Source organism: Streptomyces poonensis (genome assembly GCF_014650915.1).
GTDB lineage: Bacteria > Actinomycetota > Actinomycetes > Streptomycetales > Streptomycetaceae > Streptomyces > Streptomyces poonensis.
The window spans coordinates 297,859-324,105 of record NZ_BMVW01000001.1 but is presented as its reverse complement, the minus strand read 5'-3'; the positions used below and the strand labels follow the sequence as shown (position 1 = coordinate 324,105).

The 26,247-nt window shown below is 72.0% G+C and carries 24 protein-coding genes; 10 read left to right on the top strand and 14 right to left on the bottom strand.

Translation table 11 applies throughout. The annotated features are described in order from the left end of the window. Positions 1 to 24: 24 nt before the first annotated feature. Both IE242_RS01360 and IE242_RS01355 read left to right on the top strand, forming a co-directional pair. Positions 25 to 348: an STAS domain-containing protein gene (locus IE242_RS01360; protein WP_030928603.1), complete on the top strand. Its 324-nt coding sequence runs from the start codon at positions 25 to 27 to the stop codon at positions 346 to 348. 406 nt (positions 349 to 754) lie between these two features. Beyond that, positions 755 to 3,388: an ATP-binding protein gene (locus IE242_RS01355; protein WP_189854433.1), complete on the top strand. Its 2,634-nt coding sequence runs from the start codon at positions 755 to 757 to the stop codon at positions 3,386 to 3,388. A 374-nt stretch (positions 3,389 to 3,762) separates the two neighbouring features. On the opposite strand, the gene nucS is transcribed toward IE242_RS01355, so the two are convergent. Beyond that, the gene (nucS, locus tag IE242_RS01350) at positions 3,763 to 4,434 is read right to left on the bottom strand and encodes an endonuclease NucS (RefSeq protein WP_189854431.1); all 672 of its coding nucleotides are present in this window, start codon (positions 4,432 to 4,434) and stop codon (positions 3,763 to 3,765) included. A 310-nt stretch (positions 4,435 to 4,744) separates the two neighbouring features. Between nucS and IE242_RS01345 the strand changes: the two genes are divergently transcribed. Then, positions 4,745 to 5,137 (top strand): SCO5389 family protein, encoded by a 393-nt coding sequence (locus IE242_RS01345; protein ID WP_189854429.1) that lies wholly within the window; start codon positions 4,745 to 4,747, stop codon positions 5,135 to 5,137. A 202-nt stretch (positions 5,138 to 5,339) separates the two neighbouring features. Here the strand turns inward: IE242_RS01345 and IE242_RS01340 are convergent, their stop codons facing one another. Next, positions 5,340 to 6,368 carry an LLM class flavin-dependent oxidoreductase gene (locus tag IE242_RS01340; protein ID WP_189854427.1) on the bottom strand — a complete coding sequence of 343 codons (1,029 nt, stop codon included), beginning with the start codon at positions 6,366 to 6,368 and terminating at the stop codon, positions 5,340 to 5,342. 218 nt (positions 6,369 to 6,586) lie between these two features. Between IE242_RS01340 and IE242_RS01335 the strand changes: the two genes are divergently transcribed. Next, positions 6,587 to 6,919, top strand: a complete 333-nt coding sequence (locus IE242_RS01335; protein ID WP_189854425.1) for an Rv1322 family protein — start codon at positions 6,587 to 6,589, stop codon at positions 6,917 to 6,919. A 25-nt stretch (positions 6,920 to 6,944) separates the two neighbouring features. Here IE242_RS01335 and IE242_RS01330 read toward each other — a convergent pair whose 3' ends face one another. The 7 genes from IE242_RS01330 to mce form a co-directional block, all read right to left on the bottom strand. Beyond that, positions 6,945 to 7,796 (bottom strand): ABC transporter permease, encoded by an 852-nt coding sequence (locus IE242_RS01330; RefSeq protein ID WP_189854423.1) that lies wholly within the window; start codon positions 7,794 to 7,796, stop codon positions 6,945 to 6,947. Then, positions 7,793 to 9,103, bottom strand: a complete 1,311-nt coding sequence (locus IE242_RS01325) for an ABC transporter ATP-binding protein (protein WP_189854421.1) — start codon at positions 9,101 to 9,103, stop codon at positions 7,793 to 7,795. The genes IE242_RS01330 and IE242_RS01325 overlap by 4 nt, the downstream gene beginning before the upstream one ends. 298 nt (positions 9,104 to 9,401) lie before the next feature. Then, positions 9,402 to 10,172 carry an ABC transporter permease gene (locus tag IE242_RS01320; protein WP_189854419.1) on the bottom strand — a complete coding sequence of 257 codons (771 nt, stop codon included), beginning with the start codon at positions 10,170 to 10,172 and terminating at the stop codon, positions 9,402 to 9,404. Between the two features lie 2 nt (positions 10,173 to 10,174). Next, positions 10,175 to 11,140: an ATP-binding cassette domain-containing protein gene (locus IE242_RS01315; protein WP_189854417.1), complete on the bottom strand. Its 966-nt coding sequence runs from the start codon at positions 11,138 to 11,140 to the stop codon at positions 10,175 to 10,177. Between the two features lie 168 nt (positions 11,141 to 11,308). After that, complete coding sequence (locus tag IE242_RS01310; RefSeq protein WP_189854415.1) at positions 11,309 to 12,247, bottom strand: coiled-coil domain-containing protein; 939 nt, start codon at positions 12,245 to 12,247, stop codon at positions 11,309 to 11,311. Between the two features lie 349 nt (positions 12,248 to 12,596). Beyond that, the gene (scy, locus tag IE242_RS01305) at positions 12,597 to 16,475 is read right to left on the bottom strand and encodes a polarized growth protein Scy (RefSeq protein ID WP_189854413.1); all 3,879 of its coding nucleotides are present in this window, start codon (positions 16,473 to 16,475) and stop codon (positions 12,597 to 12,599) included. 240 nt (positions 16,476 to 16,715) lie between these two features. Then, the gene (gene mce / locus IE242_RS01300; protein WP_189854411.1) at positions 16,716 to 17,156 is read right to left on the bottom strand and encodes a methylmalonyl-CoA epimerase; all 441 of its coding nucleotides are present in this window, start codon (positions 17,154 to 17,156) and stop codon (positions 16,716 to 16,718) included. Between the two features lie 146 nt (positions 17,157 to 17,302). Here mce and IE242_RS01295 point away from each other — a divergent pair, with 146 nt between their 5' ends. Further along, entirely contained in the window at positions 17,303 to 18,505 is a 1,203-nt protein-coding gene (locus IE242_RS01295; protein ID WP_189854408.1) for an acetyl-CoA C-acetyltransferase, read from the top strand. 69 nt (positions 18,506 to 18,574) lie between these two features. After that, positions 18,575 to 19,531 carry a methylmalonyl Co-A mutase-associated GTPase MeaB gene (gene meaB / locus IE242_RS01290; RefSeq protein ID WP_189854406.1) on the top strand — a complete coding sequence of 319 codons (957 nt, stop codon included), beginning with the start codon at positions 18,575 to 18,577 and terminating at the stop codon, positions 19,529 to 19,531. A gap of 20 nt (positions 19,532 to 19,551) precedes the next feature. Here the strand turns inward: meaB and IE242_RS01285 are convergent, their stop codons facing one another. Next, a complete protein-coding gene (locus tag IE242_RS01285) occupies positions 19,552 to 20,226 on the bottom strand; it encodes a PepSY domain-containing protein (protein ID WP_189854404.1) in 675 nt (224 codons plus the stop codon). 146 nt (positions 20,227 to 20,372) lie between these two features. Between IE242_RS01285 and IE242_RS01280 the strand changes: the two genes are divergently transcribed. Further along, positions 20,373 to 21,035: a response regulator transcription factor gene (locus IE242_RS01280; protein ID WP_189854401.1), complete on the top strand. Its 663-nt coding sequence runs from the start codon at positions 20,373 to 20,375 to the stop codon at positions 21,033 to 21,035. Further along, on the top strand, positions 21,032 to 22,456 hold the full coding sequence (locus tag IE242_RS01275; RefSeq protein WP_189854399.1) for a sensor histidine kinase: 1,425 nt from the start codon (positions 21,032 to 21,034) through the stop codon (positions 22,454 to 22,456). Before IE242_RS01280 ends, IE242_RS01275 begins: the two co-directional genes overlap by 4 nt. A gap of 17 nt (positions 22,457 to 22,473) precedes the next feature. On the opposite strand, the gene IE242_RS01270 is transcribed toward IE242_RS01275, so the two are convergent. The 4 genes from IE242_RS01270 to IE242_RS01255 all read right to left on the bottom strand — a co-directional run bounded on the left by IE242_RS01270 (position 22,474) and on the right by IE242_RS01255 (position 25,121). Continuing rightward, a complete protein-coding gene (locus IE242_RS01270; protein WP_189854397.1) occupies positions 22,474 to 22,950 on the bottom strand; it encodes a MarR family winged helix-turn-helix transcriptional regulator in 477 nt (158 codons plus the stop codon). Positions 22,951 to 23,042: 92 nt separating this feature from the next. Beyond that, positions 23,043 to 23,840 carry an AIM24 family protein gene (locus IE242_RS01265; protein WP_189854395.1) on the bottom strand — a complete coding sequence of 266 codons (798 nt, stop codon included), beginning with the start codon at positions 23,838 to 23,840 and terminating at the stop codon, positions 23,043 to 23,045. Beyond that, positions 23,837 to 24,487 (bottom strand): AIM24 family protein, encoded by a 651-nt coding sequence (locus IE242_RS01260; RefSeq protein WP_189854393.1) that lies wholly within the window; start codon positions 24,485 to 24,487, stop codon positions 23,837 to 23,839. The genes IE242_RS01265 and IE242_RS01260 overlap by 4 nt, the downstream gene beginning before the upstream one ends. Before the next feature lies 1 nt (position 24,488). Beyond that, positions 24,489 to 25,121 carry an AIM24 family protein gene (locus IE242_RS01255; RefSeq protein WP_189856274.1) on the bottom strand — a complete coding sequence of 211 codons (633 nt, stop codon included), beginning with the start codon at positions 25,119 to 25,121 and terminating at the stop codon, positions 24,489 to 24,491. 183 nt (positions 25,122 to 25,304) lie between these two features. Here IE242_RS01255 and IE242_RS01250 point away from each other — a divergent pair, with 183 nt between their 5' ends. Together IE242_RS01250 and IE242_RS01245 are read left to right on the top strand one after the other, a co-directional pair. Further along, positions 25,305 to 25,649, top strand: a complete 345-nt coding sequence (locus tag IE242_RS01250) for a DUF3817 domain-containing protein (protein WP_189854391.1) — start codon at positions 25,305 to 25,307, stop codon at positions 25,647 to 25,649. After that, positions 25,646 to 25,939, top strand: a complete 294-nt coding sequence (locus tag IE242_RS01245) for an MTH1187 family thiamine-binding protein (protein ID WP_189854390.1) — start codon at positions 25,646 to 25,648, stop codon at positions 25,937 to 25,939. Before IE242_RS01250 ends, IE242_RS01245 begins: the two co-directional genes overlap by 4 nt. The last annotated feature ends 308 nt before the right edge of the window (positions 25,940 to 26,247 follow it).

Here is a 26,247-nt window from a genome sequence, read left to right as displayed (position 1 = left end):
GAGACCCACTCGCGGGGAGCGCATATGTACATCAGGGGCGACCACGCCGAGCTGGTCGTCGGGGGCCGCCTCGACGTACGCAGCGCGGCGGACGCCCGTACGGTCCTGCACTCGGCCGTCGACGACGGAGTCGGCGACCTGGTGCTCGATCTGTCAGAGCTGGATTCCTGGGACGCCACCGGACTCGGCGTCATCATGGGCGTCCACCGGCGGGCGGGGCGGTGCGGACGGCGGCTGGTGCTGCGGGACGTACCGCCGCAGATGCAGCGCCTGCTGGTGGCCACCCGGCTGCACCGGATCCTGGCCATCGAGGGCGGCATCGGGGTGGAGTCACTGCCTCGCGTGTGACCATCACGCGTGACCACCGCCGTGTGATGACCGCGTGTGACCGCCGCGTGTGCACGACCGCATGTGACGACCGGCCACGGCCGGGTGAATCGGTACGCCGCGCGCCGGACGACCGGCGAGTGAACAGGCGTCCATAACGGCACGTACGGGTTACGTGTGACAGCGCGGACACGGGACACCCGGATGAGCGGGAAACGAACGCACCACGCACGCAATCCTCATGAGACTGTGACGTCTCGGGCGGCGCGGTACCCCGGCTGGTCAGGGATACTGACCCAAGGTTTAGGGTTCGGCTGCCCGCTGCCCGACCACCCTCGAGTGGGCACCGGACCAGAAGCGACAGCGTGGTGTGCGGCACGGCCGGGAGGGGCTGAGGAAGCACACGACGCTTTGGGGGGCGAAACCTATGGACCCGATGAACCGGGAACCGGAAGAGTACGGCCACGACGGCGGCCCAGCGCCTCGCGCGCGCCCGCCACGTGACGCGCTGACACCGGATTTCGGCCAGCATGCTCCGGCCCTCGCCCGTACCGTCCAGGTCGTCACGGGCGACTTCCTGCTCACCGTGAACCCCGTCGACGGCAGCGAGATCGAGAACTGCCCGCCCGGGGAACGTCCCGGCCGGCCCGAGAAGTACCCGGCCGACGAGCGTGCCGAGGCCGACCGCGCCGCGCGTCCGCCCGTCCCGGCCGGGCCCTCCCGGCCCCGGCTGCCGCTGCTCCAGCGGGAGGAGGAACGCGAGCGGCTCGTACGGCTCCTCGCGCGCGGCCGCTCCGTCCGTCTCACCGGCCCCTCGGGTTCCGGCCGCACCGCGCTGCTCGACCTGGTGGCCGAGGACTGCGCGGACCTCGCCCCCGACGGCGTCGTCCGCCTGACCGGCCACCGGCGCACCGCCACGGACCTGCTGTACGACCTCTTCGCCGCCGTCCACAAGGCCCCGCTCCACCGGCTCGCGGAGGACGAACTCCGGGAGCACGTCCGCGAGATCGGCGCGGTCGTCGTCCTGGACGACGTGGAGTTCGGCGGCAGCGCGCTCGACGAACTGCTCGACGCGACCCCCGAGTGCGCGTTCCTGATCGCCGCCACGCCCGAGGTGCCCGCGCCGACCGGCGACTCCCCCCTCGAAGAGGTCTTCCTCGGCGGACTCGACCGCGACGGCGGTGTGAAGCTGCTGGAGCGTGCCATCGGCCGGGTCCTCACCGAGGACGAGGCCAACTGGGCGGGTGACCTCTGGTTCGAGTCCGAGGGCCTGCCGCTCAGGTTCATGCAGGCCGGAGCGCTGCTGCGGCAGCGGGACCGGCTGCGCGCCGAGGCGGACGCCTTCGACGACGCCGGTGTCTTCGCGGAGGCCCCGGCCGCTGGGCAGTCGTCCGAGCCGGGGCACTTCCACGGCGGGGACGCCGGGGACATGCCCCTGCCGTCGCTCGCCGAGGCCGCCGCGCCCGCCGCGCTGCTCGCGTCCCGGCTGAGCGAGTCGGCGCGCGAGACGCTGAGGTTCGCGGTGGCGCTCGGCGGGGAGGTGCCGCACCAGGCGCATCTGCCCGCGCTGGTGGGGGACACCCACGCGGACGCGGCACTCGCCGAACTCGTGAACAGCGCACTGGTCACCCCGGTCGGCGCCCGCTACCGGCTCGCGGCCGGAGTGCAGCTGCAGCTGGAGGACGCCGGGTACGGCGAGGGCGCCGACGAGCGCGCCGTCACCGCCGCCCAGCACTACTCCTGGTGGGCCGGGCACCCCTCGGTCACACCCGAGCGGGTCTCGGCCGAGGCGGACGCGATCCTGGCCGCGCTGACCCTGCTGGTACCGCTGACGACGCCTCCCGGCGAGGGCGAGGAGAGCGCTGCCGTGCGGCTCGCCCGGCAGGCCGCGCCCGCGTTCGCCGCGGGGCTGGACTGGGGCGCCTGGGAGCGGGCGCTGCGGTCCGGCGCCGAGGCGTCCCGGCTCGCCGGTGAGGTCGGCGAGCAGGCCTACTTCCACCATGAGCTGGGCATACTCGCGCTCTGCACCGGGCAGCTGGAGCGGTCCCGCGCCGAACTGGAGGCGTCCATCGGGCTGCGCGGCGCCCTCGCCGACAAGCGCGGCACGGTCGCCGGCCGCCGCGCCCTCGCCCTGGTCGCCGATCGCTCCGGGGCCACCCCGCCCGGCGGCCGCACGGCGGCGGGGGAGGAGGTGCCGGACGCCCGGCACGAGGAGTCGGCGTCGCCGCCCGGCGGTGTCCCGGCCGGTGGCGTTCCCGTCGGGGGTGTCTCCGCCGGTCCCGCCGGTGGTGTCCCGGCCGGCCTCGCCGCGGCGTACACCGGGCCCCGGCCCGCGGCGGACGACACCGCCTCCACGGTGGTCACGAACCGCGTCGGCGCCGCCACGGCCAAGGGCGGCATCAAGGGCCGGCTGGTCAGCGGCACCCGGCGCAACCTGGTGGCGGCCGGTGCGGGCGCGCTGCTCGCCGCCGTGCTCGGCACCGTGGTGACGCTGGGCGCCACCTCCGACGGCGGTGGCGGCGTCCCCTCCGAGCAGGTCGGGGTCGATCCGTCGGCCAGCCAGGGGGCCGACGACGGCGGCCTGGGCGCGGACCGCGTGAAGGAGGGCGGGAACGACGAGCCGCGCATCATGAGCACGCCCACGAACCCGGGACCGGACGGCACCTACGGCACGTCGGACGACCCGACCCCGGCCGACAGCGCCGAACCGTCGGACGAGCCGAGCGGTACGCAGCGGCCGGACGACCCGGCGAAGCCCCCGTCGAGGACGCCCTCGAAGTCGCCGTCCGCGCCCGGCAAGCCGTCGCCGCCGCCGGAGACCGACCCGGGTTCGGAGTCGCCCGACGTCCCCTCGACGGGTCCGTCGGAACCCACGGACCCCACGGGTCCCACGGATCCGACCACCGAGCCCGACGAACCGGAGCCGGACGACTCGCCTCCCTCGCAGACGACCGCCTCGGCCGGCAGCCCGACCGCCGGCGACCCGGTGCCCACCAGCGGCTCGGCCAGTGCTCCGCAGAGCGGCGGTGCCGGTTCGGCCGGGGATGCGGTGAGCGTCTGACGGGTGTGCGTGCGGTGACGGTCTCGTACGGGAGTGACGGGAGCGAAACTGAGGGCCGGGTCCTGAGGTCGGGGATCCGGCCCTCGGTTGTGGCCGGTGGTCCGGCCGTCGGTCCTGGCCGGTGGTCCGGCCGCCGGCGGACTCCTCCCCGGTGGGCCGCGGTGCTCATGGCCTCGTCACCGGGGGACCGCGGTGCCCACCAGTGGCCCGGCCAGTGCTCCGCGGAGCGGCGCGGTGCCGGTTCGGCCGGGGATGCGGTGAGCGTCTGACGGGTGCGCGTGCGGTGACGGTTCGTTCCGTACCGGGGCGGCGGGAGTGAAGCCGAGGGCCGGGGCCGATATCACGGACCCGGCCCTCGGCCGTAAACGTACCGCTCAGAACAAGCGAAGTTTGTCGTCCTCGATGCCTCGCAGCGCGTCGTAGTCGAGGGTCTGGCACCCGATGCCGCGGTCCGTGGCGAGGACGCGGGCCTGGGGCTTGATCTCCTGGGCCGCGAAGATGCCGCGGACCGGCGCGAGGTGGGGGTCCCGGTTCAGCAGGTCTAGGTAACGGGTCAGTTGTTCGACTCCGTCAATCTCCCCGCGCCGCTTGATCTCGACGGCCACGGTCTGCCCCTCGGCGTCGCGGCACAGGATGTCGACGGGGCCGATGGCCGTCATGTACTCGCGGCGGATGAGCGTGTAGCCCTCGCCGAGGGTCTCGATGCGGTCGGCGAGCAGCTCCTGCAGATGCGCCTCCACACCGTCCTTGATCAGGCCGGGATCGACACCGAGCTCGTGCGAGGAGTCGTGGAGGATCTCCTCCATCGTGATGATCAGCTTCTCGCCGGCCTTGTTGACGACCGTCCAGACGCCTTCCTCGTCCCCGGTGCCCTCCTTCAGCGTGCAGGGCGGCGACATCCAGTTCAGGGGCTTGTAGGCCCGGTCGTCGGCGTGGATCGACACACTGCCGTCCGCCTTCACCAGGATCAGACGGGGGGCCGAGGGCAGGTGGGCGGTGAGCCGGCCGGCGTAATCGACGGAGCACCGGGCAATGACGAGACGCATGGTCGGAAACGCTACTCGACACCCCTCGGCGGACGCGATTCGCCCACCTCACCGCCGACGCGTGCGCCCCCCGGAGCGGTATGCGACGTTCCGCGCGGCGCATGTGCCTGGCAATTGTCACGTGCCGTAGGCAACTTAGATCATTAATGGCTGATTGTGACTATCTGAGCCCTTCTCTTCTGGTGTCGCCTCCCCGCGATGCTTACGGTGGAAACAGGTGGTCGCGATGCATGTACGCAGAGTGGTCGCATCGCGGGCTCCCGCCTTGTCCGTCAACCCCCGCTCCCGCGGGGGTGCGAGAGGAGAACCCATGTCGCTCGACGTCTCACCGGCCCTACTCGAACAGGCCGAGCGAGGCGAGGTCGACGAAGCCGCTTTCGTCGACTGCGTCCGGACCTCCCTGCCCTTTGCATGGGAGATGATCAGCTCCCTGGTGGCCCAGCTGAAGGTGGACGGCGGAGACTTCGCCGACAACCAGACGCCGCCGCCGGACGAGCAGGCACGTGGCCAGCTGCTGCGTGCGCTCGCGAGTGACGCGATACGCGGCGCGCTGCAGCGGCACTTCGGTGTGCGGCTGGCCTTCCAGAACTGCCACCGGGTGGCCGTCTTCCCGCTGGACCCCGCAGTGGACGAGACGCTCGCCCGCTTCACCTCGGTCCGCAACCAGCTGCTGAACCAGTCACCGGAACTCCGGGACTGCTGAGCAGCCCGCGCAGCTTGCCGCCTCGTACGCGGGAGGTGTTATGTACAGGGGCGGCAAGCTCCACGTCGGCCGCGGTCGTGCGACCGCGGCCACGGGTCCACGGCCCGGCGGCACCGGCGACACCGGTTCCGGGCCGGCCAGGACCCCACCGCACCGTCCGCGGCTCAGCCGCATCCGGGCGGCCGGGCCGTGGCCCGGCCGCTCATCGCACCTGGGGGAGTACCTCGGCGCCGAGCCGCCGTACGTTCTCCTCGGTGGTCGCGAGGTCGCCCGAGCCCTCGACGAGCAGGGCGAACCGCGTGATGCCCGTCCGCTCGGAGGTCGCCGCCAGCCGGTCGGCGCACAGCCGCGCCGTCCCCACCGGGTGCAGTCCGCAGAGCAGTTCGGTGTACGCCATCGGATCCCGCATCGCACGGTGGCGGCCGTCCACCGTCCGGTGGGCGGCGAGCCCCTGCCGCAGCCAGCCCGGCATCGCCTTGGTGAGCACCTCGACCGCGTCCGTCCGCCGGTCCGCGATCTGGCAGACCCCGGCGGACACATGGCCGGCCGCGGCGATCGCGTCCGGCGAACGGCCCGCCGCGCGCGCGTGCCGCCGCCACAGCGCGACCATCTCGGCCTTCTCCTCGTCCCCGACGTGCATCCCGAGCAGCATGGGCAGTCCGCGCTCGGCCGCGAGCCGGACGCTCGGCGGGGAGGTGCAGGCGACGACGACCTCCGGGCCCGGTCCGTCCTCGAGGACCTCCGAGGGCCTGGGGACCACTGGGACCTCGGGGAAGCTGAATCGTTCCCCCGAAGCTCCGACCGATGGTTCGCGCAGCCAGCGCACCAGCAGATCGAGTGATTCCGGGAACCCGTTCTCGTACGCCTCGATCCCCGTCCCGAAGACCGCCAGGTCCACCCAGGGCCCGCCGCGGCCCACACCCAGCGAGAACCGGCCGCCCGACGTCACGTGCAGCAGCGCCGCCTGCTCACCGAGGGCCACGGGGTGAGCGGTGGACAGCACACTGACCGCCGTACCGACCCGGATCCGCCGGGTGCGTCCCAGCAATAACGCGGCGAGGGTGATCGCCGAGGGGCACGTCCCGTAGGGCACGAAGTGGTGCTCGGCCAGCCATACCGAGTCCAGGCCCGCTTCTTCGGCGGCCTCCCCCGTCCGCACGGCGCGGTGCAGTGCCTCCCCCTGGCCCTGTCCGGGAAACTGGGCCGCCAGTACAAAACTTCCAACACGCATGCCATTTCCTGCTTTCTCGGCCCCGACGCGGAGCTCCCCCACTGGCATAACCGCCTGACACGTGCCCAAGACACGGGCAGCGGCGGGATTTGCGGATTGTCTGCTGAATGTGACCGCCGGAAAGGGACAGGTACCGGTTCGGGGGCGCGCCCGTGCCCGCGCCGCCCGCGTAGGCTGGATGGGATTCGTGCTGCCTGTACTGCCCCGTGAGGTGTCCTGTGTCCCCGCGTCGCAACCGACCCAAGGGTGCCGGCTCGTCCGGCCGGAGCGCCGACGAGGACCCCGCCGACCGCTACGGAGGCTGGCAGTCCACCGAGAGCTGGCGGGGCGAGGAGTGGAGCGTGCGGCATGTCGCGGGCGCCAGCGCCGCGGGCAAGACGTACCGCTGCCCGGGCTGTGACCAGATGATCCCCTCAGGTGTGCCGCATGTGGTCGCCTGGCCCGAGCACGCGGGCGTCGACGACCGCCGCCACTGGCACAAGGCCTGCTGGAACGCGCGGGACCGCCGCACCTCGCAGGTGCAGCGGTCCCGTAACGCCCCGCGTTTCTAGCCCTCTTCGCGGCTCTCCGCGGCCGTCACACGTCCCTGCGGTCCAGCAGGACGAACGCGCCGGCGATCGCCGCGGCCGTGAGGCCGGCGAGCAGGCCGAGCTGGGCGGCGCCGCCGTTCTCGGTGTCCATTCCGAAGATCGCGGCGAGCGAGTTGGGGGCGTTGTACTCCATCATCTTCTCGCCGACCGTGCGCATGCTCTCGGAGAGCATCAGGAACGCGGGCAGGATCGCGGGCACCAGCACCAGGCCGAGCATCGCGGTGATCGCACCCGCCGAGTGCCGCAGCATCGAGCCCACCGCGAGCGCGAGGACGCCGAGCAGCGAGACGTACAGGGCGCCCATGACGACCGTGCCGGCCCACGGGGTGCTGGACGGCTCGGAGTGCAGGCTCGCGGTGAACAGCCCGACCAGCCCGATCGCGAAGGCCGACACCACGAAGGCCACCGCGAAGAAGACCATCAGCTTGGCGGCGAGCACCCGGTGGCGCTGCGGCGAGGCCGTGAACGTCGTACGGATCATCCCCGTGCCGTACTCCGAGGCGATCACCAGCACGCCCAGCGTGATCAGGCAGATCTGCCCGAGGATCAGGCCGAAGAAGGCGGGGACGGTGTACGGGACGTCGGCGAAGTCGCTGTCGGACGTCTGCGCGGCGACCAGGAACCCGATACCGATCACCAGGAGCAGGAAGATGCCGAGCGTCCACATCGTCGAGCGCACCGACCGGATCTTCGTCCACTCGGAGGCGAGCGCGTGGCCGAGGTGGGTGCGCACGACGGGGATGGGCGAGGTGTACGACGGGCCGGGCGCCGCCTGCCAGTGCGGCGCGGGCTGCTGGGGCGCGGGTGGCTGGGTCGTGGGGGGCTGGGGCGTGCTCATCGGGCGTCCTCGGGCTTGGTCGGGTCGGCGTCGGCGGGCGCGGGCTGCTCGGCCGCGGGTTCGGCCGCCGGCGCGGCGGACTCGGCGGGCGCCCGGTCGGCGGGCTGCGCGGGAGGCTGCGGGGCCGCCGGCGCGACGGCGGGCTGCGCGGGCGTTTGGGCCGGCGGCGTGGCCGGTGCCTGGCCGGCGTACGGGTTGGGCTGCCCGGGTGCCGGGGCGGCGGGGCCGCCCGGCGCACCGTACGGTCCCGGCTGCGGCAGCTGCGGCATGGCGAAGGGCTGACCGCCCTGCTGGGGCGGCGGCGGGGCGTACCAGCCCGGCTGTCCCTGCCCGGGCACCGGCATCGGGGGCTGCGTGCCGGGCGGCAGGGGCTGCATGAGCCCTTCCTTCTGGTCGATCGTCGAGCGGTAGTCGACGGCGGCCTGCGTCATCCGCATGTACGCCTCCTCCAGGGAGGCCTGGTGCGGCGACAGCTCCCACAGCCGTACGTCGGCGTCGTGCGCGAGGTCGCTGATCCGCGGCAGCGGCAGCCCGGTGATCCGGAGCGCGCCGTCCGGCTCGGGCAGCACCTGTCCGCCCGCCTCGGACAGCGCGGCCGTCAGCTTCTCGCGCTGCTCGGTGTCGGGGGTGCGCACCCGGGCGAAGTCGGCCGAGTTCGCCGAGATGAAGTCCTTGACGCTCATGTCGGCGAGCAGCTGGCCGCGCCCGATCACGATGAGGTGATCCGCGGTCAGCGCCATCTCGCTCATCAGATGGGACGACACGAACACGGTGCGGCCCTCGGCGGCGAGGGACTTCATCAGGTTGCGCACCCAGAGGATGCCCTCCGGGTCGAGGCCGTTGACCGGCTCGTCGAAGAGCAGCACCTGGGGGTCGCCGAGCAGCGCCGCGGCGATGCCGAGCCGCTGGCCCATGCCGAGCGAGAAGCCCTTGGACCGCTTGCGGGCCACGTCCTGGAGGCCGACGACGCCGAGCACCTCGTCCACGCGCCGCGCGGGGATGCCCGACAGCTGCGCCAGGCACAGCAGATGGCTGCGTGCGCTGCGGCCTCCGTGCACGGCCTTGGCGTCCAGCAGGGCACCCACCTGGCGGGGCGCGTTCGGCAGCTTCCGGTACGGGTGGCCGCCGATCGTCACATGGCCCGACGTCGGGTTGTCGAGGCCGAGGATCATGCGCATGGTCGTCGACTTGCCCGAGCCGTTGGGCCCGAGGAAGCCAGTGACGGTGCCCGGCCGGACCTGGAAGGAAAGGTTGTACACGGCCGTCTTGGCGCCGTAGCGCTTCGTCAGGCCGACTGCCTCGATCATGCTCCGCACCCATCGAAAACTTCAGGACGTCGGGGCGCACGCCCCCGTAAGGGTTAGGAGGATATCCAGGTGCTGACGGTTCCCATCAAGGCGAAGCAGAACATCCCAGGTCATCGCCACCGCCTTGGCAGGGACACGTCTTGCCTGGTCGCGCGTGTACCGCCGGTTCCCCGGCCGGATCACCGCCTTGCGGGAGCCGGACCCGACGGAAACGGGCCGCGCCCCGAAGGGGCGCGGGGAACTGCGCGACCGGCCACGACGGACCCGCAGCCGGGAAACCGGCCGTCCGGCGGAGCGCCTAGGCGTCGCGCCGCCGCAGCAGCACATACCCGCCCACGAGCGCCGCGACGACCCAGAGCGCCATGATGCCCAGCCCGCCCCACGGCCCGTACGGGGTGTCGTCGCCGGCCGCCGGGACCACCTCCATGATCTTCCGGCCGGCCTGGTCCGGCAGGAAGCGGCCGATCTTCTCCGTCGCCGGCACATTGCCCAGGACGCTGGAGATCAGGAAGAAGAACGGCATCAGGATGCCGAGCGACAGCATCGGCGAGCGCAGCATCGTCGCGACGCCCATCGAGAACACCGCGATGAGCGTCATGTAGAGCCCGCCGCCGACGACCGCGCGCAGCACTCCGGGCTCGCCGATCGACGTGCCGTGCTCGTCGAGCATCGCCTGCCCCAGGAAGAACGTGGCGAAGGCGGTGGCGAGCGACACGAGCAGCGCGAGCAGCGTCGCCACCGCGATCTTGCTGAAGAGGAAGGTGCCGCGCTGCGGAACGGCGGCCAACGAGGTGCGGATCATCCCGGTGCTGTACTCGTTCGACACCACGAGCACCCCGAACACGATCATCGCGAGCTGACCCAGGCTCATCCCGGCGAAGCTGATGAGCGTCGGGTCGAAGGTGAACCGGTCCTCGGGGCCCAGCCGGTCGAACTCCCGGTTCGACAGCGCGGAGATCAGCATGCCGAGGGCGAGGGTGACGACCACGGCGAGCGACAGCGTCCACACCGTGGAGGCCACCGACCGGATCTTGGTCCACTCGGAGCGGACGACCTGCGCTGCCGCCATGGTCAGGACCCCTTCTTCCAGTCGGCTCCCCACGGACGGGACGGCTGGGGCGCTTGTGCCGAGCCGGTGTGCGCGTGGTACTCCACCGACTCGGCCGTCAGCCGCATGAACGCCTCCTCCAGCGAGGCCTGCCGGGGACTCAGCTCGTGCAGCACGATCCCGTGCCGGGCGGCCAGCTCACCGAGGTGCTCCGACCGTGCGTCGTCCACCTCCAGCGCCCCGTCGCCCGCCTCGACGGGCGTGATCCCCTCCCGGTGCAGCAGGTCGAGCAACTGCTCGCGTTGCGGCGTACGCAAACGCACATATGACCGGGAGTTGCGGCGGATGAAGTCCGCCATGGAGGTGTCGGCGAGCAGCCGCCCCTGCCCGATGACGACGAGGTGCTCCGCGGTCAGCGCCATCTCGCTCATCAGATGCGAGGACACGAAGACCGTACGGCCCTGCGCGGCCAGGTTCTGCATCAGCGTGCGGATCCAGTGGATGCCCTCCGGGTCGAGCCCGTTGACCGGCTCGTCGAACATCAGGATGCGCGGATCGCCGAGCAGCGCGCCCGCGATGCCGAGCCGCTGGCCCATGCCGAGCGAGAAGTTCTTGGCCTTCTTGCGGGCGACCGCCGTGAGCCCCACCGTGCCGAGGACCTCGTGCACCCGGCTCGTCGGGATGCCGTTGGCCTGGGCGAGGCACAGCAGATGGTGGTACGCGCTCCGCCCGCCGTGCACGGCCTTCGCGTCCAGCAGGGCGCCGATGTACTTCATCGGGTCCTTGAGCCGGTCGTAGTGCCTGCCGTCGATACGGACATCGCCCGCGGTGGGCCGGTCGAGACCGAGGATCATCCGCATGGTGGTCGACTTCCCGGCGCCGTTCGGCCCCAGGAACCCCGTCACGAGGCCCGGCCGGACGGCGAAGGTGAGGTGGTTGACCGCCACCTTCTCGCCGTACCGCTTGGTCAGCCCCTCGAGCTCGATCATGGAACTCACGCTAGAACGGGACGAAGCCCCCTGCCACCTCAGCGGCAGGGGGCTTCGCACGGGGAAACCCTCAGGCGTTACCGGACCCGGTCGACCGGCCCGGCTGTCACCGGAACTGCTGTGCTCGGACCCGCTGTGCTCGGACCCTTGTCACCGGTACTGCTGCTGTCACCGGGACTGCTGCGCCGGAACTCCCCGGGAGATCGGCTCGTCATCCGTCGACGGCGTGCCGGCCGCGGCGACCGCGGCACCGGTGAGCGTCGCGAGCATCTCGCGGACGTTCGTGAGCTGGGCGTTGATCGAGTCGCGGCGGTTGGTGAGGGCGGCCAGCTCGCGCTCGGACTCCGAACGGATGCGGTCGGCCTTGGCGTTGGCGTCGGCCACGATGTCCTCGGCCTGGCGCTGCGCGGTCTCCACCGTCTGGCGGGCGCGGCGCTCGGCGTCGGTGCGCAGCTTCTCGGCCTCCAGCCGGAGCTGCTCGGCGCGGTGCTCGATCTCGGCCAGGCGCTTCTCGGCCTTGGCCTGACGGGAGGCCAGGTCGCGCTCGGACTGCTCGCGGCGCTTGGCCAGGTTGGTCTCGAAGTCGGCGGCGGCCTGCGCGGCCTTGGCGCGGGTCTCCTCGAAGAGGGCGTCCGCCTCCTCGCGCTTGGACTGCGCGTCCTTCTGCGCCTCGGCGCGCAGCTGCGACGCGTCGGTCTTGGCCTTCTCGACGATCCGGACGCCCTCGTCCTCGGCCGCCGACTTGCGCTCGGCGGCGAACGATTCTGCGTCGTTGCGCACCTGCTGGGCGGCGGACTCGGCCAGCTCGCGGTGCTGTTCGGCGGCGCGGCGGGCCTCCTCACGCAGGTCCTTCGCCTCTTCCTCGGCGAGACGGAGGATCTTCTCGACGCGCGCGCCGAGACCCGCGTACGACGGCTCGGCGTCACTGACCGCGGCCTGGGCGTTCTGCGTTTCGAGGTGCAACTCCTCGATGCGCTTTTCCAGAGCAGTGATACGGGCCAGAGCACTGTCACGGTCGGAGACGAGCTTCGAAATGCGTTCGTCCACCTGAGCGCGGTCGTACCCACGCCGCACAAGCTCGAAGCCGTAGGGGGAAGTGTCGCTCATGGGGTTCCTGTCGAAAGAGACCGGTGAGGTGATAAGGGGAATCCTAGGGGGCAAAGCGGCGTGTCATCGAGCAGATGCGCGTTTGATCTGGAGAATGACACCCCTTTTGGGTGGTCGGCCGAGGGAAGGACTTGCCGGGGGGTGTATGTGTTGAAATTCCCGGTGAATGCGACGCGGCGCCTCCCGTCCGGGCGGCACCGGGGAGATCAGGGCCCTCCCGAGCCACCCGCGTGTACTCCTGCCACTGCGGCCGATGGCCCAAGTTACCTCAGGTCACGAAACCTTGACACCGTGCATCCGAAAGTCGGGGCGAATGAGGCGGGACCGTACCCGCCTCATCCTCACCTCGTTAGGCGTCTGATGCCTTGCCACCCGAACGGGTGACACCTGCGGCGGCGCCGGCCTTAACACCGTCCTTGCTGCCCGACGGGGCCTCGAAGGACTCCAGCGCCTCCAGGACGTCCTGGACACGCGAGATCTCCGCGTTGATGTCCTCACGGCGCCGGACCAGGATCTCCAGCTCGCGCTTGCCCTCCTCGACGGTGCGCTTCGCCTCGCGGATCGCCTCCGCCTTGAGCTCCTCGGCCTCGCGGACGAGCGTGGACTTCTTCTGCTCGGCCTCCTTGAGCAGCGCCTCGGCCTTCTTGACGGCGGCGATCCGCACCTTGCCCGCCTCGGAGTTGGCCTCGGAGACGATCTCCTTCGCCTTGGCCTGGGCCTTCGCCAGCTGCTCCTCGGCGGCCTTGATGAGGGCGTCGCACCGGTCGCCCGCCGCCTTCATCGTCTCGGCCGACTCGCGGCGGGCCCGCTCGTGCAGCTCCTCGATCTCGGTCGTGATGCGGTCGCGCAGCTCCTCGGCGCGCTCCCGGATCGCGGTCGCGTCCCGGCGCGCCCCGACCAGCAGCTCGTCCGCGTCCGCACGGGCCTTCTCCACCCGGGAGTTGCCCTCCACGGTCGCTTCCTTGACCAGCCGGTCGGCCTCCTTGCGGGCGGCGCCGACCATCGTGTCGGCCTGCGCCTCGGCGTCCGCGGTCGTCTTCAGCGCGGTCGCCTGCGCCTCCGAGATCAGCTTGTCGGCCTCGCCCGCGGTCTCCGTGATGAGCTTGTCGACCTGCTCGGCGGCCTCGGAGCGCCGCTTGTTGGCGTCCTTGCGCGCCTCGTCCAGCGTCCGCTCGGCCTCCTCGCGCGCGGCCGCGGTGATCCGCTCCGCCTCGGCCTCGGCCTCCACCTTGATCCGCCCGGCCTCGTCACGCGTCCGCTCCGCGTGCTGCTGCGCCGAGGCCACCGCCTCCGACGCCTCGGCCCGCAGCCGCTCGGCGTCGCCGGTCGCGTCCGCGATCAGCCGCTCGGCCTTCGCCGTCGACTCGGCACGTACCCGCTCGGTCTCCGCCGCCGTCTCGGTGGTGAGGCGCTCCGCCTCGGCGGCCGCCTCCGTGATGAGCGTGTCGGCCTGCGCGGCCGCGTCCGAGCGGATGCGGTTCGCGTCCTCGCGGGCCTCCGCCCGGGTGCGCGTGGCGTCCTGCTCGGCCTTCGCGATGGTGTCCGAGGCCTCGGTACGGACCCGCTGGGCGTGCTCGGACGCCTCGGTACGAACGCGCTGGGCCTCCTCCGCGGCCTCCGAGCGCATCCGCTCGGCCTCGGTGAGCGCCTCCGAAACGGTGCGCTCGGCCAGGGACTTGGCGGCCTCCGCCTCCTCGGCCGCCTCGCGCCGGACCCGGGCAGCGTCCTCGCCGGCCCGCTCCCGCTCCGCGTAGGCGTCGGAGCGGACCCGGTCGGCCTCGTCCTGCGCCTCGGTGCGCGTGCGCTCGGCCGCGTGCTCGGCGGCGCTGCGCAGGCCCGTGATCTCCTCCTGGGCCTGCTCGTGCAGCCCGGCCACGGAGTCGCGCACCTGCTGGGCGTGCTGTTCGGCGGCCGACACCATCTCGGTGGCCCGCCGGTCGGCCTCCTCGACCAGCCGTGTCGCCTCGGCCTCGGCCTCCTCCACGCGCTTGCGCGCCGAGGCCAGCAGCTCCTCGCTCTGCTCGCGGGCCCGCTCGCGCTCCTGGTCGGCCTCCTGCCGTGCGGATCCGAGGAGTTCCTCGGCCTCGCGGCGGCGCCGGGCGGCCTCCTCCTGCGCGGCGGCCAGCGTCTCGGCGCTCTCGGCCGCCAGCCGCTCGGCCGCGGCCTGGGCCTCGGCCCGTACCCGGTCGGCGGTCTCCTGCGCCTCGGACCTCAGCCGCTCCGCCTCGGTGGCGGCCTCCGTGCGCAGCCGTACGGCGACGGCCTCGCCCTCGGCCCGCGAGGCGGACGCGTCGGAGGCGGCCTCGTCGCGCAGCCGCTGGGCCTCCGCCTCGGCCTGCGCCTGGAGCGTACGGCTCCGCTCGGCGGCCTCGGAGCGCAGCCGGTCGCTCTCCTCACCCGCCTCGCGGCGGATGCGCTCGGCCTCCGCGCGGGCGTCGGTGAGCGCCTGCTCGGCCGAGGCCAGCCGGGACTCCGCCTCGGTCTGCAGCCGGGTCAGCTCCGTCTCGGCCTCCGCCTGGCGGGCCGCGACAGCGCGCTCGGTCTCCTCACGCAGCTCGCGGGCCGCCCGCTCGGCCTCGGCCTTCACGGCCTCGGACCGCTCCTCGGCCTCCGCGCGGTGCCGCTCGGCCTCCTCGCGGGTGCGCTCCAGGGTCTCCTCGGCCTGGCGGCGCAGCGTCGTGGCCCGCTCGATGGCCTCGGTGCGGACCTTCTCGCTGTCCGCCGTGGCCGTGCCGCGCATCTCGTCCGCGTCCGCCTTGGCCTTGGCGAGCAGCTCCTCGGCGGTCTTCGCCGCCTCCTCGATCTGCTGGACGGCCTCGCGCCGCGCCTCGGAGCGGATGCGCTCGCCCTCGGCGACCGCCTCGGACCGCAGCTGCTCGGCCTCGCCGCGCAGCCGGCGCGCCTCCTCCTGAAGCTCGACCGTCTTGGCGCGGTACTCCTTGGTGTCGTCCTTCGCCGCGCCCTTGAGCTGCTCGGCGATGTCGTGCGCCTCGGCCCGCAGCCGGTCCGCCTCGGCCTCCGCCTCCGTGCGGATGCGCTCGGCCTCCTCGGCGGCGGCCTTCGTGGTCTTCTTGGCGTCCTCCGACGCCTTGTTGAGGACGTCCTCGGCGGTTCTCGCCGCCTTCGACAGCTGGGAGGCGGTCTCCTCGGCGGTGATCGAGCGGGCCTTCTCGGCGGCCTCGGCGACGATCTTCTCGGCCTCGGCTCTGGCGTCCGCGACGAGCTGCTCGGCGTCCGCCTTGGTCGCCTCGGCCTCCTTGGTGGCCTCGCCGACCAGCCGGGCGACCTGCTCCTTGGCGGTGCGGGTGCGCTGCTCGTTCGTCGACTCGGCACTCGCCAGGGCCTTGGCCGCGGCCTCCTTGGCCTCGGCGACCACCTTGTCGGCCTCGGAGCGGGCCTCGCGCAGCGCCGTCTCGGCCTCCGCCATGCGCTGCTCGGCGGCGCGGCTCAGCTCGCCGGCCTGGCGGCGGGCGGTGTCCGACTCGCTCGCGGAGGCGGAGCGCAGCTGCTCGGCGTGCTCGGTGGCCTCCTGGGCCTGCGCGGAGGCGGCGTTCAGCAGCCGTTCGGCGTCCGCGCGGGCCCGGCGCAGGAGCTGGTCGGCCTCCGCGCGGGCGGCCTCCGCCTCGCCCTGCATCCGCTGGCGGGCCTCGGCGGCGACCCGCTCGGCCTCCGCGCGGGCGGCGGCCAGCGCCTGCTCGGCCTCGGCACGGGACTCGTCGAGGAGCCGGCGGGCCTGCTGCTCGGTGCGGGCGCGCAGCTGCTCGGCCCAGGCGACGTTCTCGTTGACGTGCGACTCGACGGTCTGCCGGCGCTCGGCGAGCTCCTGGTCGAGCTGCTGGCGGCGGGTGACCGCCTCCTGGTGCAGCTCGGCCTGGAGCCGGGCGGCCTGCTCGGCGTGCTCCTGGAGGATGCGCTGCGTCTGCGCGCGGGCCTGGCTGAGCTCGCGCTCGGCCTCGGCGCGCAGCTGGTCGGCCTGCACCTGCGCCTGGCGCAGCATCTGCTCGGCCTGGTAGCCGAGATCGCCGCCGTCGTAGGCGGGCCGGGACATGAGGGAGCGGCGCGCCTCGTGCAGCTTGGCGCGCAGCACCTCGACCTGGTAGCCGAGGTCCTCGGCGTGCTGGATCGCCTTCTCCCGCTCGGTCTTCAGCCGATCCATCTCGGCCTCGAACCGAGAGAGGTGGTCGACGTCAGCCGCCGGCTCTCGCTCCTGGCGTTCGTAGCCCCGCACTGCGCGGTCCCATCCGTCCCCTGGTCGCAAGCTTCTTGGTACGAGCTCCGTCCATTCGTCGAACGGGGCCCCCGGGGAATGGTGTCAGATCAACGGCGTAACGGGCTCACGCCCTCGCCCTCGTCCCCCGAAACCTGGACCCCGGCCCTCGGATCCCGTCGCCACAAGGCGGCGGGAACCCGGCCGTCACCGAACAGGGCGACGGCCGTCCCCAACCCTACCGGCCCATATGTACGGCGGTCAGTGCTCAGGTGACTCAACTGTCGCCGATGTGACCAGTTCTGTCAGAACGCCATGACAATCCTTGGGGTGCAGAAAGGTGATCCGCGACCCCATGGAGCCGCGCCGCGGCTCGTCGTACAGCACGCGGACGCCCTTGCCGCGGATGTCCGCGGACTCGGCGTCGACGTCCGCCGTGCCGAAGGCGATGTGGTGCACCCCCTCGCCGTTCTTGGCCAGCCACTTCGCGACGGTGGAGTCCTCGCGGACCGGCTCCAGGAGCTGGAGGTAGGAGGCGCCGCCGTCATCGGTGGAGTTGATCTTGAGCATGGCCTCGCGTACGCCCTGCTCCTCGTTGACCTCGGTGTGGAACACCTCGAAGCCGTACGTCGCCCGGTAGAACTCGACGGTCTTGGCGAGGTCGAAGCAGGCGATCCCGATGTGGTCGATTCGCGTCAGCATGCTGTTAGTGCAGCGCTCCCGGGATGGTTACGCAACGTGCGCGCGATCACACTCACCGGCCGGTGACGACCGGCTTACCGCTCAGTACATTCGGGTAAACCCTCGTTCACTCCTCGGCCGCGCAGGCTGGAAGGGGATCGCACCTCATGACCGGTACGAACGGCAACACCTCGGTGATCGTCGCGGGCGCCCGTACGCCCATGGGACGGCTGCTGGGTTCGCTCAAGTCCTTCTCCGGAGCCGACCTCGGCGGCTTCGCGATCAAGGCCGCCCTCGACCGTGCGGGGATCGGCGGCGACCAGGTGCAGTACGTGATCATGGGGCAGGTGCTGCAGGCCGGGGCGGGGCAGATCCCGGCGCGGCAGGCCGCGGTCAAGGCGGGCATCCCGATGAACGTGCCCGCGCTGACCATCAACAAGGTGTGTCTGTCGGGACTCGACGCCATCGCGCTCGCCGACCAGCTGATCCGCGCGGGCGAGTTCGACATCGTCGTCGCGGGCGGCCAGGAGTCCATGACCAACGCCCCCCACCTGCTGCCGAAGTCCCGCGAGGGCTTCAAGTACGGCGCGGTCCAGATGCTCGACGCGATGGCGTACGACGGGCTGACCGACTCCTTCGAGAACGTCGCCATGGGCGAGTCCACCGAGAAGCACAACACCCGGCTGGGCATCGGCCGGGAGGCGCAGGACGAGATCGCCGCCCTGTCGCACCAGCGCGCCGCGGCCGCCCAGAAGAACGGCATCTTCGAGGCGGAGATCACGCCCGTCGAGATCCCGCAGCGCAAGGGCGAGCCCGTCGTCTTCAGCAAGGACGAGGGCATCCGCGGCGAGACCACGGTGGAGTCCCTCGCCAAGCTGCGCCCCGCGTTCGCGAAGGACGGCACGATCACCGCGGGCTCGGCCTCGCAGATCTCGGACGGCGCGGCGGCCGTCGTCGTGATGAGCAAGGCCAAGGCGGAGGAGCTGGGCCTGGACTGGATCGCGGAGATCGGCGCGCACGGGAACGTGGCCGGGCCGGACAACTCTTTGCAGTCGCAGCCGTCGAACGCGATCCAGCACGCCCTGAAGAAGGAGGGCCTGCAGGTCTCGGACCTCGACCTGATCGAGATCAACGAGGCCTTCGCCGCGGTCTCGGTGCAGTCAATGAAGGACCTCGGGGTGTCCACGGAAAAGGTGAATGTCAACGGCGGCGCGATTGCCCTGGGTCACCCGATCGGGATGTCCGGTGCCCGTATCGTCCTGCACCTGGCGCTGGAGCTGAAGCGGCGCGGCGGTGGTGTGGGCGCGGCGGCGCTGTGCGGCGGCGGCGGGCAGGGCGACGCGCTGATCGTGCGGGTGGCGAAGGCCTGAGCCCCCTCGTCGCCGTACCTCTCGTCGTCGCCTCTCGTGGTCGTACGCCCCACTCGGAACGGAGCTGTGATGCAGGACGTCTCCTCGCTGGTCGCCCAGGCCAGGGAAGGCCGGCCGCGGGCCGTGGCCCGGCTGATCTCCCTGGTGGAGGGGGCGTCCCCGCAGCTCAGGGAGGTCATGGCGGCCTTGGCGCCGCTCACGGGCAACGCGTACGTGGTGGGGCTGACCGGCTCCCCGGGCGTGGGGAAGTCCACGTCCACCTCCGCGCTCGTGACGGCGTACCGCAGGCAGGGGAAGCGGGTCGGCGTGCTGGCCGTCGACCCGTCCTCGCCGTTCTCCGGCGGCGCGCTGCTCGGTGACCGGGTGCGGATGTCCGAGCACGCCTCCGACCCCGGCGTGTACATCCGCTCCATGGCGACGCGCGGTCACCTCGGCGGGCTGGCCTGGGCGGCCCCGCAGGCGATCCGAGTCCTGGACGCCGCCGGCTGCGACGTGGTGCTGGTCGAGACGGTCGGCGTGGGTCAGTCGGAGGTGGAGATCGCCTCCCAGGCCGACACCTCGGTGGTGCTCCTCGCCCCCGGCATGGGCGACGGCATCCAGGCCGCCAAGGCCGGGATCCTGGAGATCGGCGACGTGTACGTCGTCAACAAGGCCGACCGCGACGGCGCCGACGCGACAGCCCGTGAGCTGAACCACATGCTGGGCCTCGGCGAGGCCCGCGGTCCCGGCGACTGGCGGCCCCCGATCGTCAAGACGGTCGCAGCCCGGGGCGAGGGCGTCGACGAGGTGGTCGAGGCCCTGGAGAAGCACCGGGCGTGGATGGAGGAGCGCGGCGTGCTGGCCGAGCGGCGCCTCGCGCGCGCCGCCCGTGAGGTCGAGACGATCGCCGTCACGGCACTGCGCGAGCGGATCGGCGACCTGCGCGGCGACCGCCGGCTGTCCGCCCTGGCCGAGCGCATCGTGACGGGCGAGCTGGACCCGTACCGGGCGGCGGACGAGCTGGTGGCGGGGCTGACGGAAGGCTGACGGGCGGCCCGTACGTCAGGTCAGTCGTCAGAGTCGGAGTCGGCGGCGTCGTCGGAGTCGGCGGCGTCGTCCGCGTGGTCGTCGGTGTCGTCGTCCGAGTCGTCCGCCGTGACCTTCTGCGTCTTCAGGTCGACGTGCCACTCGCTCTCCGCGCCGTCGGCGCCCGTGGTGTCGACGTTCCACGCGTTGCCGCGATCGTCGTCGTCGAGGTCGACGGAGGTGACCGTGCCCTTCTCGGCGGCGGCCCGCGCGGCCTCGGCGGCCGTGACGGACGTGCCCTTCAGCGCGGCGCGGGCCTCGTCGGTGTCGTCGGCGTCCTCCTCCTCGGCGTGGGAGTCGAGGACCTTGCCGGTGCCCGGGTCGACCAGGACGCTGTGCCAGGTCGTGCCGGAGGACAGGACGTCCACCTCCCACACGAGGTCGCTGCCCTCGCTGTCCAGCTCGGCGCCGACCGCCGTGCCGGAGGTGTGCTGCAGCGCGGCGTCGATCGCGTCGGCCGCCGTCACCTTCGCCAGGCCGGCCTCGGCCGCGTCGTCGTCACGGTCGTCGGTCTCGCTCTGCTCGTCGTCCTTCACCTGCACGCTCGACCGCTGCGCGGGTCCCTCGTCGTCACCCGTGACCGCGAAGGCTGTCGCGGTGCCGCCGCCGATCAGGGCCGCGGCCGCCAAGGTGGCGAGGACGATGTTGCGCTTCATGATGGTTCCTCCCGGATACAGGTAGATACAACCGATTGCGACCGACTGCGCTCGCTTTCGACAGAAACCAATCTCCCGGAGCCACACTGAAGCCAGCCTGAAGGCCCCTGAAGCCTTCTTCAGCTTCCGTTTGGGACGCTGGTCGCATGCGCCTGTTGATCGTCGAGGATGAGAAGCGGCTCGCCCTGTCGCTCGCCAAGGGCCTGACGGCCGAGGGCTACGCCGTGGACGTCGTCCACGACGGCCTGGAGGGGCTGCACCGGGCCGGCGAGGGCGTGTACGACCTGGTGATCCTCGACATCATGCTGCCCGGCATGAACGGCTACCGCGTGTGCGCCGCCCTGCGCGCCGCCGGACACGACGTGCCGATCCTCATGCTGACCGCCAAGGACGGCGAGTACGACGAGGCCGAGGGGCTCGACACGGGCGCCGACGACTATCTGACCAAGCCCTTCTCGTACGTGGTGCTCGTCGCCCGGGTGAAGGCGCTGCTCCGGCGTCGGGGCACGGCGGGCGCCTCGCCGGTACGGGTCGTCGGCGACCTCAAGGTGGACACCGCCGCCCGGCGGGTCTTCCTCACGGAGCGGGAGATCACCCTGACCGCCAAGGAGTTCTCGGTGCTGGAGCAGCTCGTCGTGCGCGCCGGCGAGGTCGTCTCCAAGAGCGACATCCTGGAGCACGTGTGGGACTTCGCGTACGAGGGCGACCCGAACATCGTGGAGGTCTACGTCAGCACCCTGCGGCGCAAGCTGGGCGCGCACCTGATCAAGACCGTGCGCGGGGCCGGCTACCGGCTGGAGGCGGGATGAGGCGCCTGCTGGGGTCCGTACGGGCCCGGGCCACGCTCGCCGCGACCCTGGTCGTCGCGATCGCCCTGGTCGCCGCCGGTGCCGCCGTCCTGATCTCGCTGCGGACCAACCTCGTCCACCAGGCCGACGCCCAGGCCGACAGCGCGGCCCGCAAGGTGGCCGCGGACCTGGCGGCCGGCCTCGCCTACGACCGGCTGGACCTGCCCGACGGCGACGAGAACCCCGTCCTGGTCGTGGACCGGCAGGGGCGGATCGTCGCGGCCGAGGACGACGTCGAGCGCGTCGACGTGGCGGGCGCGGACCCGGTGCGGCCCGGCGAGAGCCCGGCCACCGGTGACGGCCACGACGAGGACGACGGCGACGACGAGGACCTGCCCGGCGCCGGTGAGATCTCCGGCGACGTACAGCATCTCCAGGGCGCCGCGACGGTCGACGGCGACACCGAGGACTACCAGTTCGCCGTGGTGGACGTGACCACACCCCACGACGTCACGCTGACCGTGTACGCGGGGGCGCCCCTCTCCGCCGAACAGGACGCCGTCGGCACCGCCCTGACGGCCATGCTGATCGGGCTGCCGGTGCTGTTGCTCACGGTGGGTGGCGCGACGTACGTCGTGACCCGGCGCGCGCTCCGGCCCGTGGAGGGCATCCGCGCCGAGATGGCCGCCATCACGGCCTCCGAGGACCTCTCCCGGCGCGTGCCCGAGCCCGGCACGCACGACGAGATCGCCCGGCTGGCCAGCACCACCAACGAGACCCTCGCCGCGCTGGAGGCGTCCGTGGAGCGTCAGCGGCGGTTCGTCGCCGACGCCTCGCACGAGCTGCGCAGCCCGATCGCGTCGCTGCGCACCCAGCTCGAGGTCGGCGCCGCCCACCCGGAGCTGCTCGACGTGGAGGGCGCCGTCGAGGACACCGTACGGCTGCAGCGGCTCGCCGCCGATCTGCTGCTGCTCGCGCGGCTGGACGCGGGGGAGCGGCCCCAGGACGCCCGGTTCGATCTGGGGGAACTGGTGCGGGAGGAGGCCGACGGGCGGCAGGGGGTGCGTCTCGACGGCGTGACGTCCGTGGAGGTGGCCGGATCACGCGGTCAGCTGGCGCGTGTACTCGCCAATCTGCTGGACAACGCGCGCCGGCACGCGCGCGAGCGCATCGACGTGACCCTGCGGGCCGAGGGGGAGTGGGCGGTGCTGGAGGTGGCCGACGACGGGGCGGGCGTCCCGGAGGACCAGCGGGAGCGCATCTTCGAGCGGTTCGTACGGCTCGACGAGGCACGCAGCAGGGACGACGGCGGGGCCGGACTGGGCCTCGCCATCGCCCGTGACGTCGCCGCGGGGCACGGAGGCACCCTCACGGTGCGTCAGGCGCCGCGTGGCGGCGCGCTGTTCGTGCTGCGGTTGCCCCTGCGCCGGCCGCCGGGCTGAAGCCCGTACGTCCGGCGCTACGGCTTGCCCCGGTGGCCGCGCAGATGCTCGGCGATCGGGGTGAGGGACTTGTGGAGCTGCTCCAGCGCCTCGGGCGACAGCAGGTCGATGAAGTGCCGGCGCACGGACCCCACGTGGTGCGGCGCCACCTTCCTCATCGTCTCCTCGCCGTGCTCGGTCAGCACCGCGTACAGCCCCCGGCGGTCCGACTCGCAGTTCTCGCGCCGCACCAGGTTCGCGTTCTCCATACGGGTGATCTGGTGCGACAAGCGGCTCTTGGACTGGAGGGTGGCGGCCGCGAGGTCGCTCATCCGCATCCGGACGCCCTCCGACTCCGAGAGGTTCACCAGGATCTCGTAGTCGTTCATTGTCAGGCCGAACGGCTGCAGATCCCTTTCGAGCTGGTAGGACAACAGCCTGTTGACCTCCAGGTGGGTGCGCCAGGCGCCCTGCTCCGCATCGGTCAGCCAGCGGGTGGCCGTCTCGGTCTCCATGAATGAAGTCTACCTAAAATGTTGAAAGGCGAACTAGTGAGGGTGGTGTGACCCTGTGCACGCGTTCGAGGTCACACTCCGCAGACTACCGCTCACAGCCCGAAGCGACGCTGGAGGTCTCCCAGCTGTCCGGGAAGGCGCGGTGTGCCGCCTTGCGGTCCGGAGTGACCTGTGGTCGCCCCCGAACCCGGTACGCCGGGCTCGCCCGGCACGGCTCCCGTGGCCTGCTCCTCCATGAGGGTCTCCGAGGACTGGAGCAGCACGGTGCCCGCCCCCACGAACTCGAACTGGTGCTCCTCGCCGGAGGCCCCGCCGATACCCGTCATCGCACGTAGACCGCCCATCAGGCCCGTCATGTAGCCGTGGTCGTAGTGGTGGCACGGGGAGGGGCAGTCGGCCCAGCCGACCAGTGCCTGCGGGTCCACCCGAATCGGCGGTTCCATGAACACGACAGGCCCGTTCGAGGCCGCCACGAACTTCCCGGTTCCGATCAGCGTGAGGAACCCCGGAACGATCGACTGCTTGAGCGCGAGACTTGGCTGAAAAGCGAGGAGATTGCCCGAGCGAATGGTCAGATTGCCGTCGTCCAGGTCATAGGAATTCACGTCGAAGGCCCGGTCGGCGAGGAGCATCTTGCCCGAGCCGGATGCCACGACCCAGTCGCTCGCATGCAATGGCGAATGAAAGGAAGTACGCACGAGACGGTCGAGACGCCCGTGTCCGATGCCCTCGAACGTCATCGACCCGTAGTAGGCGATCATCTTTCCCTTCTGCAGGAACCACTCGCTCCCCTTGAGCTCCACGCAGAAGGTGTACGCGTTGACGTTGTCGTCGCTCGGCAGCGTCGCCGGATCGTGGATCACGGGCCCCGCGCCCGGGTAGGTGGTCACAGCTTCTCCTCCGACGCCTGGACGTACACCGCACCGCTGCCGCTCAGCTCCAGCTGGAACGCCTCGCCCGAGCCGCGGCCCACCATGTCGCGCCAGCCGAGCGCGGTGGACAGCTTGTTGCGCACGTCGCCGTGGTGCGCCACGTACGCCTGCGGATCGACGTGGACGGGCCGCTGCGGGGTGATGGGCACCTCGATGACCCCGCCGTGCGCCATGACGGCGACCGACCCGTGGCCCTTGAGCGTGGTCGTGAACAGCCCCTGCCCGGTCACCTGGCCCCGCACCATGCCCATGACGCCGCCCTGCGACCCCATGAACATCGTGCCCTGCTGCAACGTCCCGTCGAAGGCCAGCAGCCGGTCCGCCTCGACGTACAGCGTGTCGCCCGCCAGCTCGATCACCTGCACATGGTGACCACCGTGCCCGAACAGCACGGTCCCGTTCCCCTCCACGGTCATCAGCGGCGTGGCCTCCCCGGCCACCCGCCGCCCGATCATCGAGGTGATCCCGCCCTGCCCGCCCTGCATGTTGGGCGTGAAGGACACGTCTCCCCGGTAGGCGAGCATGGCGCCCCGCTGGCTGAACAACCGCTGCCCGGGAGCGATCACGGCCTCGATCATCCTGGAGTTGATCTTACGGAAGGGCATGTCACACATCCCCCGCGATCGTGTTCCGCTCGCTCGGCTGCACGTACACGAGCCCGTCCCCCTCGAACCGGATCTGGAAGGCCTCGCCGCCGCCCTCGCCCATGAAGGTGCGGAAGGTCACGCCCGACTGGAAGGACTGCCGCACGTTCCCCTGGTGCGCGATGTACGCCCCCGGGTCCACCACCAGCGGAAACTGCGCGCTCACCCGCAGCACCACGGCCGGCCCGTCCGACAGCAGAGCCGCCTGCCCATGACCCTCCACCGTCGTCGTGAACAGCCCGTTGCCCTGCGAGGCGCCGCGCACCCCGGTGAAGGACGTGCCCGTCCGGAGCCCCGCGTCCGTCGCGAGCAGATTGCTCGACTCGACGTACAGCTTGTCCCCCTGGAGGTTCACCAGGTTGATCTCCGAGGCCCGGTCCGCGAACCAGCAGGTCCCGTGCCCCTTCACCTCCATCATCGTCATCTGCTCGCCGGTGAGCCGCCGGGTCACCATGCCCCGGATGCCCTCCCCGCCACCGCTGAGCTTCTTGAAGGCCATCTGCCCGTCGTACGCGACCATCGACCCGTTCTTCGCCTTCACGGCGTCCCCGGTCATGTCGACGGCGAGCACCTTGCTGCCTTGGAGTCGGAACATCGCCACGTTGTGACGTTAGCCGCAGCTCCATGGCCGGCGACAGGTCCCGAAGGGGGATCCCGCCCCCGACGCACCCCTGAGACGCGTACCCCCTCCCACCCGCACCCCGCTCCCGGATGCCACAATGGGCACGCTTGTGCTTGCGTTCACAAGGATCGACGACTCTCCCACCGAAGGTGACCCGTGGACATGAAGACCGCCTCCGCCCTCCGCCGTCTGCGCCTCGTCTCCGCACCCGAGGCCGTCTCCTTCCTCCTGCTGCTGGTCTGCTCGGTGCTGAAGCGGACCACGGACTTCAACGCGGTGCCGGTCATGGGCATGATCCACGGCATCCTCTTCGTGCTGTACGTGATCTTCTGGGCCGACGCCTGGAACCGCGCCAAGTGGTCCTTCGGTACGGCGGCGCTCTACTTCGTCCTCTCCGTCCTCCCGACCGGCGGCTTCTTCGCCGACCGCAAGCTCAAGCGTGAGGCCGAGAACGCCGTGATCGCCTCCCGCGCCCGCCAGGAAGGGATCGTCAACGCATGATCGTCGCCTTCTCCGTGACACCCCTCGGCGTCGGCGAGGACGTGGGGGAGTACGTCGCCGACGCGGTCCGGGTCGTCCGCGAGTCCGGACTGCCGAACCGTACCGACGCGATGTTCACGTCCGTCGAGGGCGAGTGGGACGAGGTCATGGACGTCGTCAAACGCGCCGTGGCCGCCGTCGAGGCACGTGCCCCCCGTGTCTCCCTGGTCCTCAAGGCGGACATCCGCCCCGGCGTCACCGACGCCCTCACGGCCAAGGTCGAGACGGTGGAACGCCACCTGTCGGCCTGACCCGCACCGCACGAAGACCCCGGCCCCGCACCCAGGGCCGGGGTCTTCTGCGTACCGCCCCCGGACCCGGCGGCCGCGTACGGCGGGAAGGGGGCGTGTCGGGGTGTCCGCGCGCAGCGGCCGGCGGTCCACCACCGGCCGCCCTCCCGAAGCGACACGGAACCCGCCGGACCGAGCACGGACACCCCCGGCGCGTCCCCGACCCACGACGAACCCGCAGGCGCCCAAGCCACGACGAACCCGCAGGCGCGGCGACCCGCGACGAACCCGCAGGCGCGGCGACCCGCGACGAACCCGCAGGCGCGGCG

Excerpts from the sequence above, each read along its gene's own strand:
- IE242_RS01325 (WP_189854421.1), bottom strand. The coding sequence starts at position 9,103 with ATGATCGAGGCAGTCGGCCTGACGAAGCGCTACGGCGCCAAGACGGCC.
- IE242_RS01285 (WP_189854404.1), bottom strand. The coding sequence starts at position 20,226 with ATGAAGCGCAACATCGTCCTCGCCACCTTGGCGGCCGCGGCCCTGATC.
- IE242_RS01340 (WP_189854427.1), bottom strand. The coding sequence starts at position 6,368 with ATGCGTGTTGGAAGTTTTGTACTGGCGGCCCAGTTTCCCGGACAGGGC.
- IE242_RS01355 (WP_189854433.1), top strand. The coding sequence starts at position 755 with ATGGACCCGATGAACCGGGAACCGGAAGAGTACGGCCACGACGGCGGC.
- meaB (WP_189854406.1), top strand. The coding sequence starts at position 18,575 with ATGCAGGACGTCTCCTCGCTGGTCGCCCAGGCCAGGGAAGGCCGGCCG.
- IE242_RS01260 (WP_189854393.1), bottom strand. The coding sequence starts at position 24,487 with ATGCCCTTCCGTAAGATCAACTCCAGGATGATCGAGGCCGTGATCGCT.
- IE242_RS01315 (WP_189854417.1), bottom strand. The coding sequence starts at position 11,140 with ATGATCGAGCTCGAGGGGCTGACCAAGCGGTACGGCGAGAAGGTGGCG.
- IE242_RS01330 (WP_189854423.1), bottom strand. The coding sequence starts at position 7,796 with ATGAGCACGCCCCAGCCCCCCACGACCCAGCCACCCGCGCCCCAGCAG.
- IE242_RS01345 (WP_189854429.1), top strand. The coding sequence starts at position 4,745 with ATGTCGCTCGACGTCTCACCGGCCCTACTCGAACAGGCCGAGCGAGGC.
- IE242_RS01245 (WP_189854390.1), top strand. The coding sequence starts at position 25,646 with ATGATCGTCGCCTTCTCCGTGACACCCCTCGGCGTCGGCGAGGACGTG.
- mce (WP_189854411.1), bottom strand. The coding sequence starts at position 17,156 with ATGCTGACGCGAATCGACCACATCGGGATCGCCTGCTTCGACCTCGCC.
- IE242_RS01310 (WP_189854415.1), bottom strand. The coding sequence starts at position 12,247 with ATGAGCGACACTTCCCCCTACGGCTTCGAGCTTGTGCGGCGTGGGTAC.
- nucS (WP_189854431.1), bottom strand. The coding sequence starts at position 4,434 with ATGCGTCTCGTCATTGCCCGGTGCTCCGTCGATTACGCCGGCCGGCTC.
- IE242_RS01320 (WP_189854419.1), bottom strand. The coding sequence starts at position 10,172 with ATGGCGGCAGCGCAGGTCGTCCGCTCCGAGTGGACCAAGATCCGGTCG.
- IE242_RS01295 (WP_189854408.1), top strand. The coding sequence starts at position 17,303 with ATGACCGGTACGAACGGCAACACCTCGGTGATCGTCGCGGGCGCCCGT.
- IE242_RS01255 (WP_189856274.1), bottom strand. The coding sequence starts at position 25,121 with ATGTTCCGACTCCAAGGCAGCAAGGTGCTCGCCGTCGACATGACCGGG.
- IE242_RS01270 (WP_189854397.1), bottom strand. The coding sequence starts at position 22,950 with ATGGAGACCGAGACGGCCACCCGCTGGCTGACCGATGCGGAGCAGGGC.
- IE242_RS01275 (WP_189854399.1), top strand. The coding sequence starts at position 21,032 with ATGAGGCGCCTGCTGGGGTCCGTACGGGCCCGGGCCACGCTCGCCGCG.
- IE242_RS01280 (WP_189854401.1), top strand. The coding sequence starts at position 20,373 with ATGCGCCTGTTGATCGTCGAGGATGAGAAGCGGCTCGCCCTGTCGCTC.
- IE242_RS01360 (WP_030928603.1), top strand. The coding sequence starts at position 25 with ATGTACATCAGGGGCGACCACGCCGAGCTGGTCGTCGGGGGCCGCCTC.